Source organism: Hyphobacterium sp. CCMP332 (assembly GCF_014323565.1).
Classification (GTDB): Bacteria; Pseudomonadota; Alphaproteobacteria; order Caulobacterales; family Maricaulaceae; genus Hyphobacterium.
Genome location: NZ_CP058669.1, coordinates 1,044,466 through 1,057,498 on the forward strand (window position 1 = coordinate 1,044,466; position 13,033 = coordinate 1,057,498).

The 13,033-nt window shown below is 59.1% G+C and carries 15 protein-coding genes; 3 read left to right on the forward strand and 12 right to left on the reverse strand.

The features are described from left to right. Position 1: 1 nt before the first annotated feature. From recO to folK, 9 genes are all read right to left on the reverse strand, one after another. Positions 2-733 (reverse strand): DNA repair protein RecO, encoded by a 732-nt coding sequence (recO, locus tag HXX25_RS05290; protein WP_187167459.1) that lies wholly within the window; start codon positions 731-733, stop codon positions 2-4. Continuing rightward, positions 733-1,671, reverse strand: a complete 939-nt coding sequence (era, locus tag HXX25_RS05295) for a GTPase Era (RefSeq protein WP_187167460.1) — start codon at positions 1,669-1,671, stop codon at positions 733-735. Before era ends, recO begins: the two co-directional genes overlap by 1 nt. After that, complete coding sequence (rnc, locus tag HXX25_RS05300; protein WP_187167461.1) at positions 1,664-2,350, reverse strand: ribonuclease III; 687 nt, start codon at positions 2,348-2,350, stop codon at positions 1,664-1,666. Before rnc ends, era begins: the two co-directional genes overlap by 8 nt. Next, positions 2,347-2,754 (reverse strand): holo-ACP synthase, encoded by a 408-nt coding sequence (gene acpS, locus HXX25_RS05305; protein WP_187167462.1) that lies wholly within the window; start codon positions 2,752-2,754, stop codon positions 2,347-2,349. The genes rnc and acpS overlap by 4 nt, the downstream gene beginning before the upstream one ends. After that, on the reverse strand, positions 2,751-3,506 hold the full coding sequence (locus HXX25_RS05310; protein WP_187167463.1) for a pyridoxine 5'-phosphate synthase: 756 nt from the start codon (positions 3,504-3,506) through the stop codon (positions 2,751-2,753). The genes acpS and HXX25_RS05310 overlap by 4 nt, the downstream gene beginning before the upstream one ends. Next, on the reverse strand, positions 3,503-4,090 hold the full coding sequence (pyrE, locus tag HXX25_RS05315) for an orotate phosphoribosyltransferase (RefSeq protein WP_187167464.1): 588 nt from the start codon (positions 4,088-4,090) through the stop codon (positions 3,503-3,505). Before pyrE ends, HXX25_RS05310 begins: the two co-directional genes overlap by 4 nt. Beyond that, complete coding sequence (locus HXX25_RS05320) at positions 4,087-6,315, reverse strand: bifunctional (p)ppGpp synthetase/guanosine-3',5'-bis(diphosphate) 3'-pyrophosphohydrolase (protein ID WP_187167465.1); 2,229 nt, start codon at positions 6,313-6,315, stop codon at positions 4,087-4,089. The genes pyrE and HXX25_RS05320 overlap by 4 nt, the downstream gene beginning before the upstream one ends. A gap of 6 nt (positions 6,316-6,321) precedes the next feature. Further along, complete coding sequence (gene rpoZ, locus HXX25_RS05325; protein ID WP_187167754.1) at positions 6,322-6,696, reverse strand: DNA-directed RNA polymerase subunit omega; 375 nt, start codon at positions 6,694-6,696, stop codon at positions 6,322-6,324. A gap of 97 nt (positions 6,697-6,793) precedes the next feature. Then, on the reverse strand, positions 6,794-7,303 hold the full coding sequence (gene folK, locus HXX25_RS05330; RefSeq protein WP_187167466.1) for a 2-amino-4-hydroxy-6-hydroxymethyldihydropteridine diphosphokinase: 510 nt from the start codon (positions 7,301-7,303) through the stop codon (positions 6,794-6,796). A gap of 30 nt (positions 7,304-7,333) precedes the next feature. On the opposite strand from folK, the gene HXX25_RS05335 reads away from it, so the two are divergent. Further along, positions 7,334-7,888 (forward strand): NYN domain-containing protein, encoded by a 555-nt coding sequence (locus HXX25_RS05335; RefSeq protein ID WP_187167467.1) that lies wholly within the window; start codon positions 7,334-7,336, stop codon positions 7,886-7,888. Next, positions 7,878-8,537 carry a uracil-DNA glycosylase gene (locus HXX25_RS05340; protein WP_187167468.1) on the forward strand — a complete coding sequence of 220 codons (660 nt, stop codon included), beginning with the start codon at positions 7,878-7,880 and terminating at the stop codon, positions 8,535-8,537. Before HXX25_RS05335 ends, HXX25_RS05340 begins: the two co-directional genes overlap by 11 nt. Here the strand turns inward: HXX25_RS05340 and smpB are convergent. Then, positions 8,534-8,998 (reverse strand): SsrA-binding protein SmpB, encoded by a 465-nt coding sequence (gene smpB / locus HXX25_RS05345; RefSeq protein WP_187167469.1) that lies wholly within the window; start codon positions 8,996-8,998, stop codon positions 8,534-8,536. The two genes, HXX25_RS05340 and smpB, sit on opposite strands and share 4 nt — an antisense overlap. After that, positions 8,998-9,870 carry a 4-hydroxy-tetrahydrodipicolinate synthase gene (gene dapA, locus HXX25_RS05350; RefSeq protein ID WP_187167470.1) on the reverse strand — a complete coding sequence of 291 codons (873 nt, stop codon included), beginning with the start codon at positions 9,868-9,870 and terminating at the stop codon, positions 8,998-9,000. The genes smpB and dapA overlap by 1 nt, the downstream gene beginning before the upstream one ends. A 138-nt stretch (positions 9,871-10,008) precedes the next feature. Here dapA and HXX25_RS05355 point away from each other — a divergent pair, with 138 nt between their 5' ends. After that, on the forward strand, positions 10,009-12,051 hold the full coding sequence (locus HXX25_RS05355) for a lytic transglycosylase domain-containing protein (protein WP_187167471.1): 2,043 nt from the start codon (positions 10,009-10,011) through the stop codon (positions 12,049-12,051). On the opposite strand, the gene HXX25_RS05360 is transcribed toward HXX25_RS05355, so the two are convergent. Continuing rightward, positions 12,048-13,028 carry a threonine/serine dehydratase gene (locus HXX25_RS05360; RefSeq protein ID WP_187167472.1) on the reverse strand — a complete coding sequence of 327 codons (981 nt, stop codon included), beginning with the start codon at positions 13,026-13,028 and terminating at the stop codon, positions 12,048-12,050. The two genes, HXX25_RS05355 and HXX25_RS05360, sit on opposite strands and share 4 nt — an antisense overlap. Positions 13,029-13,033: the final 5 nt, after the last annotated feature.

Here is a 13,033-nt window from a genome sequence, read left to right on the forward strand (position 1 = left end):
GCTAAATCTGCCCGGCGTCCGTTAGTGCCTTGAGCAAACGCACACGTGATTCAGGCAAATCACGGTCGATGGGCCAGAGGACGCGCCTTTGTAGAAAGAAGCCCGTCAAGGCGAGCCCGTTGGCGATATCGCCCGGTTCAAAATCAGCTTCCGGGTCGCGCAGAAACCGCGGCAAGGCCAGCAATTTGTCGATATAGGGAGCTGCCGCTTCACGGCTGACGGCACGGCCTGTTCTCGGGCTGACATGAGTCAGGCCCGTCGTCGCGCCGGTAGCGGCACATTTCGACAGATCAATCCCGTAGCCGAGGTCCTTCAAGAGCCCGAGCTCCCAACGGATATAGAGCATCGGCCAGATGTCGATATTATCGAGTGCATCAAGAAAGACCTCCATGGCCCGGTAAACCGGTGCATGACCTTCCCGTTCCGGCAAGGCCTGACAGGCAATGGCGCAGGCCGCATTCAGACCTGCGAGTGAAAGCGAATTATCCATCACCAGGCCGGCGCGGGAGATATCCGCTTCAATCGCAAAATTTCCCAGATGATCGGCTAGACGGGCCCGCCAGTTCGCTGTCACCGTATTTCCGGGCTGGAGAACGGGCCTCATGGTCCGCGAACGCCCACCGCGTACAAGGCCGGCATGCCGACCCTGATCTTCAGTCAGCAATTCGACAATCGCGCTGGTTTCACCATGCGGTCGAACGGCCAGAACATGCCCTCTGCCGCTCCATTCCATCAGATATCGTAGTCCAGACCCATCGCCAGATAGCGGGCGCGATTTTCATCCCAGCCGGGTTGCACCTGTACCTGCAGGAAAAGGTGAATCTTGCAGCCGAAAGCCTGTTCCATCTCGGTGCGGGCGGCGGATCCGATGACCTTCACGGTTTTGCCGCCCTTGCCCAGAACGATCGGCCGCTGGCTGTCTCGTTCAACAAAAATCCGCTGCTCGATCCGCACAGAGCCATCCTGCAATCGCCGCCAGCTTTCGGTTTCAACCGCGGTTGAATAAGGCAATTCCTGATGCAAGCGGTCATATATCTGCTCGCGGGTAATCTCGGCCGCCAGAAGGCGCTGAGGGATATCAGCGGCCTGATCAGCCGGATAGAGATGCGGCGAAAGCGGCATCATCGACGCCAGCTTGGCTTTCAGATCCGCCACGCCATAGCCCTTGGTCGAACTGATCATGAAAACATCGGAATAGACGCCGGTCGCCGTGAGGGATTCCACCAGAGGCAGAAGTCGATCGCGCTCAATTGTGTCGATCTTGTTCAATGCCAGAATGGCCGTTTTCCCGGCCGCCTTCAGTCCTTCGGTGACGCTGTCATCATCCTTGACGGAAAGTTTTTCGGCACCGCCGCCCTTGCCGATAGCCACCAGATCGCGCGCTTCCGCATCGATGACATGGACAATGGCATCAGCATCATCCGCGCCCGTCCAGGCCGCTTTCACCATGGCGCGGTCCAGACGCCGGCGCGGCTCGAAAACGCCCGGCGTATCCACCAGAACAATCTGGTTTTCGCCGTCCATCGCGATCCCGCGAACCGGGAAACGCGTGGTCTGGACCTTCCGCGTGACGATGGAGACCTTTTCTCCCACCAACGCATTGACCAGCGTCGACTTGCCAGCGTTCGGTGCCCCGATAATGGCCGCAAAACCGGCACGTGAGTCAGTCATGACTTTTAATCCTTTGCAGCATGGCCGATGCGGCTTCACGCTGTGCTTCCTGTTTGGACCCGCCCTGACCTTCGCAGGGATCAAAGCCGTCAACCTCGACCCGAACGACAAATATCGGTCGATGGTCGGGCCCGGCCTGCTCCAGCAGATCATAATGCGGGACACCATAGCCTTTCTTGGCGGCCAGTTCCTGCAAATCCGACTTCGGATTGTGCGGTTTTTCAGTGAGCCGCGACACAGCTTCGCCCCATCCGCGCTCGAATACGGCACGAGCCGCCTCCAAACCGCCATCCAGATAGACGGCCGCCATCACGGACTCCGTCGCATCGGCAAGAATGGAAGCCTTGTTTCGTCCGCCGACATTTTCTTCGGACGGTGACATGCGCAAGGCCGGCCCCAGCTCGAACTGCCGCGCCACCCGCTCACAGGCCGTCTTGTCGACCAGGGAATTGAAAAGCGGTGCCAGGCGCCCTTCCCGGGCCATTTTGAACTTTGTGAACATGGCTTCGGCTGCAATCAGTCCCAAGACCCGGTCACCCAGAAATTCAAGGCGCTCGTAATTGCGAACCTGCTTGTTGCCGTCACCAAAACTGGCATGCGTCAACGCCCGCGTCAGCAGCTCTATATCCTTGAATTGATAACCGATATTGTCCTGAACCCGTTTGATTTCGACACTCATGCCCGATCCTCGGGCAAAGCTTCGATTATGACATTCGCCAGCGCATAGGGCGGTTCGTCAGTGATGCTGATATGGACCGACGCGGTCATTCCCTCCGGCGTGAGCATCGCCAGCCAGTCCAGTGCCCGGCCTTTCAGCTCAAGTGTGGGCTTGCCGCCCGGCAGGTTCACAACGCCGATTTCTTTCCACGACACACCCCGCGCTATGCCGGTCCCGAGCGCTTTGGCCCCGGCCTCCTTCGCCGCATAGCGCTTGGCATAGCTCGCAGCGCGTTCCTTGCGGCGGTCCGATTTGGCCTGTTCGATTTCCGTGAAGCAGCGCCGCGTAAAACGGTCCCCGAACCGCTCCAGAGTCTTCTCGATCCGACGGATATCGATCAGGTCTGTGCCTGTGCCAATGATCAAGCTGCTGCCTCACTGCGTGCATCCGAAATCAACCCGCGCATGGTTGTAACCGCTTCCCGCAAGCCGCGGAAAATCGCCTCTCCGATCAGGAAATGGCCGATATTCAATTCCCTGACCTGGGCGATGGCCGCCACCGGTTTCACGGTGTCGTAGGTCAGACCATGTCCGGCATGAACTTCCAGACCGCGTTCATCCGCCAGAGCGCAGGCCAGTTCAATGCGCTTCAATAGCTCGGCTGTCTTCGCCCGATCGCCCGCGATGTACGCATCGCAATAGGCTCCGGTATGAAACTCCACCACCGAGGCACCAATGGCTTCGGCGACAGCGATCTGGACCGGGTCCGGCTCGATAAACAGAGAGACGCGGATGCCCGCCACGTTCAGCCGATCAACAAACGGCGCGATATGCTGGTGGCCGCCCGCAACGTCCAGCCCGCCTTCGGTCGTTCGTTCTTCGCGCTTTTCCGGCACGATACAGCAGGCATGCGGTGTGTGTGAAAGCGCAATGGCCAGCATTTCCTCCGTCGCCGCCATTTCAAAATTCAAGGGCAGATCAATTTCGCGGGCAAGGCGTTCGATGTCCTTGTCGCCAATATGCCGGCGATCCTCGCGCAAGTGAGCCGTGATGCCATCTGCGCCCGCTTCTGCAGCCTGGCGCGCAGCTCTTACCGGATCGGGATGCAATCCACCGCGCGCATTCCGGATCGTCGCAACATGGTCGATATTGACGCCAAGACGGACAGGCCGGGTCATGTCTTGAGCCCCCGGCTTCCCGGCTTAATCGCCGGAATGGCCGCCAGTTCCGGTGGCAAATCGTCCGGCGCGTAGGCCGGGAATTCAATTGACGCGAGGGCAATCAGCGGCACGCCAACGTCTGCTTTGCCGCCAGAGCGGTCAATCAGGCACGCCTCCGCCAGCACGGTCGCGCCGGTCACCTTGAGCGAGTCGATACATTCCCGCGATGACAGACCAGTTGTCACAATGTCTTCGACTACCAGCACCTTCTGACCCGGCGACAGCTCAAATCCACGGCGCAGACGGAACTCGCCGTCTTCGCGTTCAACGTAGATCGCCGGCAAGCCCATTTGCCGACCCATCTCGTAACCGGGAACAATACCACCAACCGCTGGCGAAACGATAATATCGGGCGTCTCACCCAGCTCGGCCTTCACCTTCTCGGCCAAAGCCTTGCAAAGCTTTGCCGTCCGTTCGGCATCGGCAAAGACTTTTGCCTTCTGCAGGAATACCGGACTGCGCAGACCGGAGGACAGGATGAAATGCCCTTCCAGCAATGCGCCGGCAGCGCGGAACTCATTCAGAACGTCGTCGGTATTCATACTCCGGCCTCATCCATTTCACCGCGGGCCCGCTCCGCAGACACCACGCTGTTACACATTTTCAGAGCAGAGATAATGTTCGCGAGGTGCCGATTGTCGAACACTTCGATATCAAATTGCATTTCAAAAAAGTCCTTGGCGCGTTTCAGGGTTTTCAAATTGCCAATGTTTCCGCGGTTTTCTCCCACGGCCCTGGCAATTTCCGCCAGCGCGCCGGGCGTATTGTGCATGACCGCATGAACGCGCGCCGACGATACCGCGTTTTCCTCGGCCTCCGCCGTCCAGCCTAGATCAATCCAGCGATCCGGGTCGGCCTCGTCGTGCTCGGTCAGGGAGTCACAATCGATCGTATGAATGGTGACGCCCTTGTCCGGAACCATCACGCCGACAATGCGATCCCCCGGCAAGGGCGAGCAACATTCAGAGAAGTGAATGGAAACACCCGGAGTCAGACCGCGCCCGCGTACATATAACCGGGCCTTGTCATCGCGTATCAACTCTTTTTCGCTGGCATCATACTGGCGGCTATCACGCCGGCCGGGGAAAACCGCATCCAGGAAATGTCCAGACGTCAGGCGCCCGCGGCCGAGTGCCTGATACAGCTCATCCGTTGATTCAATATCGAGGCGCGCCAACGCATCCTCTAGGCCCTTTTCACGGAAGACTTTTCCTTCCCGTTCAAACGCATGTTCAGCGAGCATCTTGCCGATGCCTTCAAACTCGGCCCGTTCTGTCGTCCGGATCAATCGGCGGATGGCCGCCCGCGCTTTTCCGGTGACGGCCAGTTCTTCCCAGCCTGCCGGCGGCTGACGCAGGCCGCCACGAAGAATATTCACGACATCGCCGTTTTTCAGACGCGTGCGCAAGGGCCGGTCCCGCCCATTCACTTTGGCACCGATGCAGGTGTGCCCCAGCTCGGTGTGAACGGCATAGGCAAAATCCAGCGGCGTTGCGCCAGACGGCAATGCGATCAATTCACCCTTGGGGGTGAAGCAATAGACCTGATCGGCGAACATCTCGAGCTTGGCATGCTCGAGAAACTCGTCCGGGTCACCACCCTGTTCGAGAATTTCCAGGAAGGGCCGCAAGCGCTCGAGCGGATCACCGCCCGCCGATTTCGCCGCGTCGGCATCATAGCCATAGCTCTGACCCTTATAGCGCCAATGCGCGGCGACACCGCTCTCGGCAATCGCATCCATCTCCTCGGTCCGGATCTGGATCTCAACGCGGACACTCTCGGGCCCGACAATGGTGGTATGCAGGGATCTGTAATTATTGGGCTTGGGCGTCGAAATGAAATCGCGAAAACGCTCGGGCACACAGCGCCAGTTCTGATGAATGATGCCGAGCGCCCGATAGCAATCATCAACCTGATCGACGATAAGGCGGAAGGCATAGATGTCGGCGATTTCGCCAAAGCTCGTGCCCTTGCGTTCCAGCTTGCGCCAGATGGAATAAGGCCTTTTCTCCCGCCCGAAAACGCGCCCCTGGATGCCGGACGCTTCAAGCTTCGCCATAATAACCTGGGAGACTTCCGCGACAGCCTCGGAACGGGATTCCCGCATTTCAGCAAGGCGCATCGAGACGGATTCGAATGCCGCGGGGTTGATATGCCGGAAGGAAAGGTCTTCCAGCTCGACACACAGGCGGTTGATCCCGATCCGGCGCGCCAGTGGTGCATAGATTTCGAGGGTCTCGGTTGCGATCCGCTCGCGCTTGTCCGGCTTTGGCACGTGATAAAGCGTCCGCATGTTATGAAGCCGGTCGCACAATTTGACGATCAGGACACGGACATCGGACGAAATCGCCACGACCAGTTTCTGGAAGTTCTCGGCCTGCTTGGTTCGGTTGGAGCCCAGCTCCATCTGCCCCAGCTTGGTGACGCCATCCACCAGGGCGGCAATTTCGGGAGAAAAAAGTTCGCTCAGCTGTTTGAGCGTCGCCGGCGTATCTTCGACCGTGTCATGCAACAGGCCCGTGCAGATCGTGGCCGCGTCCATCTTCAAGTCTGCCAGAATCATGGCCACCGAAGCAACGTGGGCAAAATACGGCTCGCCGGAATAGCGCTTCTGCGGAGCATGCATTTCCCGCGCGAAATCGTAAGCGCGATGGATCAGATCGGCATCAACGGTCGGATAATATTTGGAAATACGCCCGACGAGATCGTCGGCGGTTGGGTAGGACTCAAACGCCGGATGATCAAGGTCTGGCGCGGCGAGGCTCACCCCGCCCTAGAACCGGTTGTCTGGTGCGCCGTCGCGATCACTTTGCAGCGCTTTGAGCATGTCGGCTTCATCAGGGTCAACAGGAGTCGGCTTGGACGCGATTTGCGGAAGATCATCTTGCGGCGATGCGCGCTCTTCTTCTTCCTCATCACTCGGAATGACGCGCTGCAGGCCGTTGATGAGGCTGTCTTTCAACGCGTTTAGGTCGAGATTACCATCAGCAATTTCGCGCAAGGACACGACAGGGTTTTTGTCGTTGTCGCGGTCGAGCGTCAGCTCGGAACCGGCCGAGATATTCCGGGCGCGGTGCGCAGCCAGCAGAACGAGATCAAAACGGTTCGGAACTTTCTGGATACAATCTTCAACGGTGACGCGGGCCATACGTGCGGCCTCCTGTAAATTCTCGTAAACGGATCGCAGTAAGTAACGCTGCTTTACCCTTACCGCAAGGGCTTTGCCGCAATGCAACACAGCGATTTCAGCGAATGGGGCGGGTTTCAGCCAAAACCTCGTCGGACAAGCAGGAAATCAGCTCGGAAATACCTCGCTTTGACACCGGATGGACCCAGCCAGGCGCGATCTCCTGCAAGGGCAAAAGGACAAAGGCCCGTTCCTGCGCTCTCGGATGTGGCAATGTCAGCTCGGCTTCGTCAACGACAAGCCCGCGATAATCCACAATATCAAGGTCCAGGGTGCGCGAATCCCATCGCATGTTGCGCTCCCGGCCAAGCCCGTCCTCGATATCCTGCAACACCCTCAAGAGCCGCCCGGCCGACAGGTCTGTTGCAATTTCCGCGACGGCATTGACATAGGCGGGCCTGGCAGGGTCTGGCCATGCCGGTGAAGTCCAGTATCCTGAAACCGAAACCGGCGTCACACTGCGGCCGGACATTCGCTGCAATGCCTCGGTCAGGGTCTCTTGCGGAGACAGGCCGTCGCAAGGCAGATTGGCGCCGAGCGCGACATATATTTTCGCGAGCTCCGTCATGTTTTTAACCTTGAACTGCGGGAGATCCCCATGACCTTTTACCCAAATGAACGTATTGGACTTTTTATTGATGGTGCCAATCTGTTTTCGACGTCAAAAGCGCTCGACTTCGATATTGATTACCGGAAGCTGCTCGACGAATTCCGTAAGCGGGGCCGCCTCACCCGCGCCAATTATTACACGGCTTTGCTGGAAAACGAGGACTTCACGCCGCTCAAACCGCTCGTCGACTGGCTCGATTATAACGGGTTCAACGTCATCACCAAGCCAGCCAAGGAGTTCACGGATGATTCCGGCCGCCGGCGCATCAAGGGCGATATGGATGTTGAGCTGGCTGTCGATATCATTTCGGCCGCAACCTATCTCGATCACATCATTCTGTTCACCGGAGACGGCGATTTCCGATATGCGGTCGAACACTGCCAGCGCAAGGGCGCGCGCGTGACCGTTGTGTCTTCATTGAAAGCCCGCCCGCCCATGATTTCAGACGATCTGCGGCGGCAAGCCGATGGTTTCATTGATCTCGCCGATCTGAAATCCATGATCGGGCGCGAGGGCGTACGACCGCAACACGATGACGATTGAACGATACGGCCCGGAAGCGCCGCTCGATTGTCCGCTCTGCCCGCGGCTGGTCGCCTTCCGGGAAACCAACAGCCGCCTTTTCCCGTCATTTCACAACGCACCTGTTCCTTCATTCGGGGATGAGCAGGCGCGCTTTCTGATTGTCGGGCTTGCCCCTGGCCTGAAAGGCGCCAACCAGACAGGACGGCCCTTCACCGGTGATTACGCCGGCGATCTGCTCTATGCCACGCTCGGAAAATTCGGCTTTGTTGATGGGCAGTATGGCGGTCATGCGGGCGATGGCCTGACACTGAAAGGTGTGATGATCACCAACGCAGTGAGGTGTGTGCCGCCTCAGAACAAGCCGGTCGGTGCGGAAATGAATGCTTGCCGCCCGTTTCTGACGGAGCGGCTCCGGGCCCTCCCCCGCCTGTCAGCCATATTGTGCCTTGGAAAGATTTCGCACGACAATACGCTCCGCGCGCTCGGCGAGCGGGTGTCGGCCATGAAGTTTGCGCACCAGGCGGCGCAGGATTTCGATGTGAATGGCCGGAGTGTCCGGCTCTTCGATAGCTATCATTGTTCCCGCTACAACACGAATACCGGCCGACTGACCGAGACCATGTTCGAAAACGTGTTTGCGGATATCCGGGCGTTTCTCGAACGCTAGCCGTAATTCTTGATCAGGCGGGACTTCTGCCGATTCCAGTCGCGCTGCTTCTGGGTCTCACGCTTGTCGACCGTCTTCTTGCCTTTTGCCAGGCCAATGAGAAGCTTGGCAAAACCGCGATCCGTAAAATAGAGTTTGAGCGGAATGATGGTCCGCCCTTCCCGTGCAACGGCGCCCTGAAGCTTGGCAATTTCCTTGCGCTTCAACAGCAGTTTCCGGCGGCGGCGGGGTTCATGATTGAACTGGTTTGCCCCCGCATACATCGGAATATCCGCATTGATCAGAAAAATCTCGTCGCCTTCGGGGCCGACATAAGCTTCAGCGATGTTGGCGCGGCCATTGCGCAGGGATTTGACCTCGCTGCCATGCAATTGCAGCCCGGCCTCGAATGTCTCCTCGATTTCATAGTCGAACCGCGCGCGGCGGTTCACAGCGACTGCGGCATTCGGGTCTTTGGCCATCAGATCAATCCGGCATGTTCCATCGCGGCCTGCACAGCTGCTTTGGCCGCATCGTCAGGCTCGGTCAGTGGCAGGCGGACATCAGGTAAGCACAATCCCAGCAAACTCAAGGCATACTTGGCCGGCCCCGGGCTCGGTGAGAGGAAGAGCGCCTTGTGCAGGGGCTGCAGCATATCGCCAACTTCCAGCGCCTCCTGATAATCTCCCGACAGGGTCGCATTCTGTAATTGCGCACATAGCGCTGGCGCGACATTGGAACTGACGGATATGCACCCCACCCCGCCCTCTGCATTATAACCAATCGCCGTCGGATCTTCTCCCGACAACTGGATGAATTTGTCGCCGATCAGACGGCGATGCGCACCGACACGCGTCAGATCGCCCGTCGCGTCCTTTACGCCGATCACGGCGGGCAGCGTTGCAATGCGCGCCATGGTTTCCGGCTGGATATCGACGATCGAGCGTCCCGGAATGTTGTAAACCACGACCGGCAGATCACAGCTGGCTGAAATGGCTTCGAAATGGCGGAACAAACCCTCCTGCGATGGCTTGTTGTAGAAGGGTGCCACGACCAGGGCGGCATCTGCGCCGGCCTCTTTCGCCCATTGCGTCATCTCGACCGAGGCAGCGGTATTGTTTGATCCCGTCCCGGCAATCACGGGCACACGTCCATTGGCCACCTCGATGGTGAGGGCAATCACCCGCTTTTTCTCATCCAGAGACAGGGTCGGGCTTTCGCCGGTTGTGCCAACAGGAACCAGTCCATGGGTGCCGCTGTCGATCTGGCGCTCGACAAGCGCCTGGAAGGCGGCTTCATCCACGGCATTATTCTTGAATGGGGTGACGAGTGCGGTAATGGATCCGGAGAGCATGAAAAGCCTGCCTGACAATATTGTTATCGGTTTCGAGCCTATCGGACGCCTGACACGCGGCCAAGAGCGCATGTCGGCTATGGACAGTACCATTGCTTACGTCATGATGCGGCCAATATTGCGAACATGATGAGTCCTATGAGAACCGTATCCCTGTTGATCGTCCTGGTTATCGGCTGGATCGCCATTCCGTTCGCGGACGCGCAAATTCCAGACCCCCGCTTGCGTCCGGAACGGCCCAATCCGTCCCGCTATCTGGATGATCAGGACTTCCTGATGCTCGAACGCGGGCTGGAAGCGGCAGAAGACGGCGACTGGCGAGACGTCCGCGATGCCCGCCGCCGGATATCCGATCCGGTCGCCAGCAGCATACTTCTCTGGCGCATTGCTACATCCGACGAAGACGCCACCTTCATGGAGCTCGACCTGGCGCTCGAGGAACTCGAGGGTTGGCCGCAATATGCGATGATCCGCTCGGAAGCCGAGTTCAAGATATCGACCTCCGGCCTGTCCTCCGAATTCATCGTCAGCTGGTTTGAAGGCCGCGAGCCGGTTTCCGGCGAAGGCAAGGTCGCGCTGGGCGCTGCCTTGCGTGACATGGGGCGTCTTGCAGAAGCTACGGCCTACATTCGCAATGCGTGGCGGCATCACACTTTCCGCCTCTATCGACAGCGCGAAATTCTCGCAGCCAATAATGACATCCTGACCTTGTCAGATCATGAAGCCCGGGTTGATTTTCTGCTGTGGCGCGACCAGCGCACCCTGGCGCGCGACCTGCGCAACGAGCTCAGCAATGGTCACCGGGCGCTCATGGATGCCCGCATTGCGCTGGCCAGCCGGTCTGGCGGCGTCAATGCGGCGGTCGCGCTGGTTCCGGCCGAATTGGCGAACGATCCCGGTCTCATTTACGAGCGTGCGCGCTGGCGCCGACGGGCCAATCTGGACGAAGGCGCTCTGGAAATGCTCCGCCTGCTTCCCGATACGCATCAAGATATCGAAGCGCTGGATGATATGTGGCTGGAACGCCGCCTGATGATCCTGAACCTGATCAGAGACCGCGACTATGCCACGGTCTACGAGCTGGCGGCAGCGAACGGCATGTCGTCCGGCGCCGATTTCGCGGATGCAGAGTTTCTGGCCGGCTGGATGGCGCTGCGCTATCTGAACCGGCCCGCAGTGGCTCTGGAGCACTTCACCCGCCTGGGGGAAGGTGTGTCTTATCCGGTTTCGGTCTCTCGAGGCCGGTACTGGCAGGGCCGCGCCGCCGCAGCACTGGGCCGAACGGACGACGCGGAAAATTACTACCGGCTGGCCGCTATTCATTCGACGGCCTTCTATGGCCAGATGGCGATTATCGAACTGGCCGGTGATGAAACGCCGATGCTTGACTTGCCGAACCCGCCAGTGCCGACGACCGCGACAGAGGTGACATTTGAATCCCGCCCGGTGACCCGTGCCCTGCGCCTGTTGGCAGAGCAGGGCGAAGACTATTTCTTCCGTGTGTTCATCTATCATCTGGACGATGAACTGGAGGATGCCGCCGAGAGCCTGCTCCTGGCTCGGCTGGCTCAGGAATACGGACAGCTGCGTCAGGGCGTCCGCGCCGCGAAGGCGGCCAGCTATCGCTGGAATATTCTGCCCGACGAGAGCTTCCCGGTCATCGATTTGCCACCGCCATCGGGCGTCAATGTCGAGCCGGAACCCGCTCTGATCCATTCCGTCATCCGGCAGGAAACCGAATTTGATCCGCGCGCGATCTCGAGCGCGGGAGCGCGCGGCATGATGCAGATGATGCCGGCAGTCGCCCGCGTGACAGCGCGCCGGGTGGGTCTGCCCTATCGATATGAATCGCTGACCTATGATCCGGAATACAATATGCGCCTTGGCCGCTATCACCTGCAGGAAGTGATCGACGAGTTTGACGGGTCATATGTTCTGGCCCTGGCCGCCTATAACGCCGGCGGTCATCGATCACGCCGCTGGATCGAGGATTATGGCGACCCGCGCACGAGCGAAATTGATCCGATTGACTGGCTGGAATCCATTCCATTCTCGGAAACCCGCAACTACGTCCAGCGGGTCATGGAGAATTTGCAGGTCTATCGCTACCGCCTTGGCGATGGACAACCGGTGCCGTTGGAGCTGGAGGCCGATCTGCGTCGCGGATCGGGATATTTCTAGACCCGGTCCAGCGCCTGTTTGAACACTGCAGAGTCAACATTGCCGCCGGTGATCAGAACGACAGTCGTCCTGTTCCGGGTATCGACCTGACCGTTGAGAAGGCTAGCAAACGCTGTGGCTCCACCCGGTTCTGCCACCAGCTTCAGATGCTTCCAGATGAAAGCCAGGGCGTCCAGCGTATCGCCATCAGAAGCGGTCACCGCGCCGGCCAATTGCTGCTGATTGAGCGGAAAAGTCATTGCGCCCGGCATCGGCGTGATGATGGCATCCTGCAAAGAGCCTGATCTGCGGTCATTTGCGACGCGCGCTCCGGCGGCCAACGACTTTTTGTGGTCGTCGAAGCCTTCCGGCTCGGCCGCCCAGATATCGCAAGCGGGGAAATATTCTTTCATCGCCAGACCGGTCCCGGCGATCAGTCCGCCGCCGCCTGCACAACAGACCAGTTGATCGGGCTTGATGCCTGCCGCCCGCAAATCGTCGGCAATTTCCAGCCCCGCCGTGCCCTGCCCGGCCATGATATAAAAATCATCATAGGACGGCACCAGAATCGCCCCGGACTTTGCGACCAATTCTGCGGATATGGCTTCGCGATCACCCGTTGCGCGATCGAATTCAACGACCTCTGCACCGAGCCGTCGAACACCTTCCGTTTTGATTTTCGGCGCATCAGACGGCATCACGATCGTGGCGGGAATACCGAGAAGTTTGGCTGCCAGCGCGACGCCCTGGGCGTGATTGCCGGACGAAAAGGCAACGACGCCCTTTTCCCGGGCCTCGATCGGAATACGTGAGAGGCGATTATAGGCACCCCGGAATTTAAAGGAGCCCGTGCGTTGGAGACATTCCGGTTTGATCAGGATGCGGCCGCAAAGGCGTTCGTTCAGAACGTCGTTTTCCAGCAGGGGCGTCCGCACCGCCTCGCCTGCTATCTGACGTGCAGCATCCTGAACATCGGCAAACTTCGGCAAACGGCTCATACCCT

Excerpts from the sequence above, each read along its gene's own strand:
- recO (WP_187167459.1), bottom strand. The coding sequence starts at position 733 with ATGGAATGGAGCGGCAGAGGGCATGTTCTGGCCGTTCGACCGCATGGT.
- era (WP_187167460.1), bottom strand. The coding sequence starts at position 1,671 with ATGACTGACTCACGTGCCGGTTTTGCGGCCATTATCGGGGCACCGAAC.
- rnc (WP_187167461.1), bottom strand. The coding sequence starts at position 2,350 with ATGAGTGTCGAAATCAAACGGGTTCAGGACAATATCGGTTATCAATTC.
- HXX25_RS05310 (WP_187167463.1), bottom strand. The coding sequence starts at position 3,506 with ATGACCCGGCCTGTCCGTCTTGGCGTCAATATCGACCATGTTGCGACG.
- pyrE (WP_187167464.1), bottom strand. The coding sequence starts at position 4,090 with ATGAATACCGACGACGTTCTGAATGAGTTCCGCGCTGCCGGCGCATTG.
- rpoZ (WP_187167754.1), bottom strand. The coding sequence starts at position 6,696 with ATGGCCCGCGTCACCGTTGAAGATTGTATCCAGAAAGTTCCGAACCGT.
- folK (WP_187167466.1), bottom strand. The coding sequence starts at position 7,303 with ATGACGGAGCTCGCGAAAATATATGTCGCGCTCGGCGCCAATCTGCCT.
- HXX25_RS05335 (WP_187167467.1), top strand. The coding sequence starts at position 7,334 with ATGACCTTTTACCCAAATGAACGTATTGGACTTTTTATTGATGGTGCC.
- HXX25_RS05340 (WP_187167468.1), top strand. The coding sequence starts at position 7,878 with ATGACGATTGAACGATACGGCCCGGAAGCGCCGCTCGATTGTCCGCTC.
- smpB (WP_187167469.1), bottom strand. The coding sequence starts at position 8,998 with ATGGCCAAAGACCCGAATGCCGCAGTCGCTGTGAACCGCCGCGCGCGG.
- dapA (WP_187167470.1), bottom strand. The coding sequence starts at position 9,870 with ATGCTCTCCGGATCCATTACCGCACTCGTCACCCCATTCAAGAATAAT.
- HXX25_RS05355 (WP_187167471.1), top strand. The coding sequence starts at position 10,009 with ATGAGAACCGTATCCCTGTTGATCGTCCTGGTTATCGGCTGGATCGCC.
- HXX25_RS05360 (WP_187167472.1), bottom strand. The coding sequence starts at position 13,028 with ATGAGCCGTTTGCCGAAGTTTGCCGATGTTCAGGATGCTGCACGTCAG.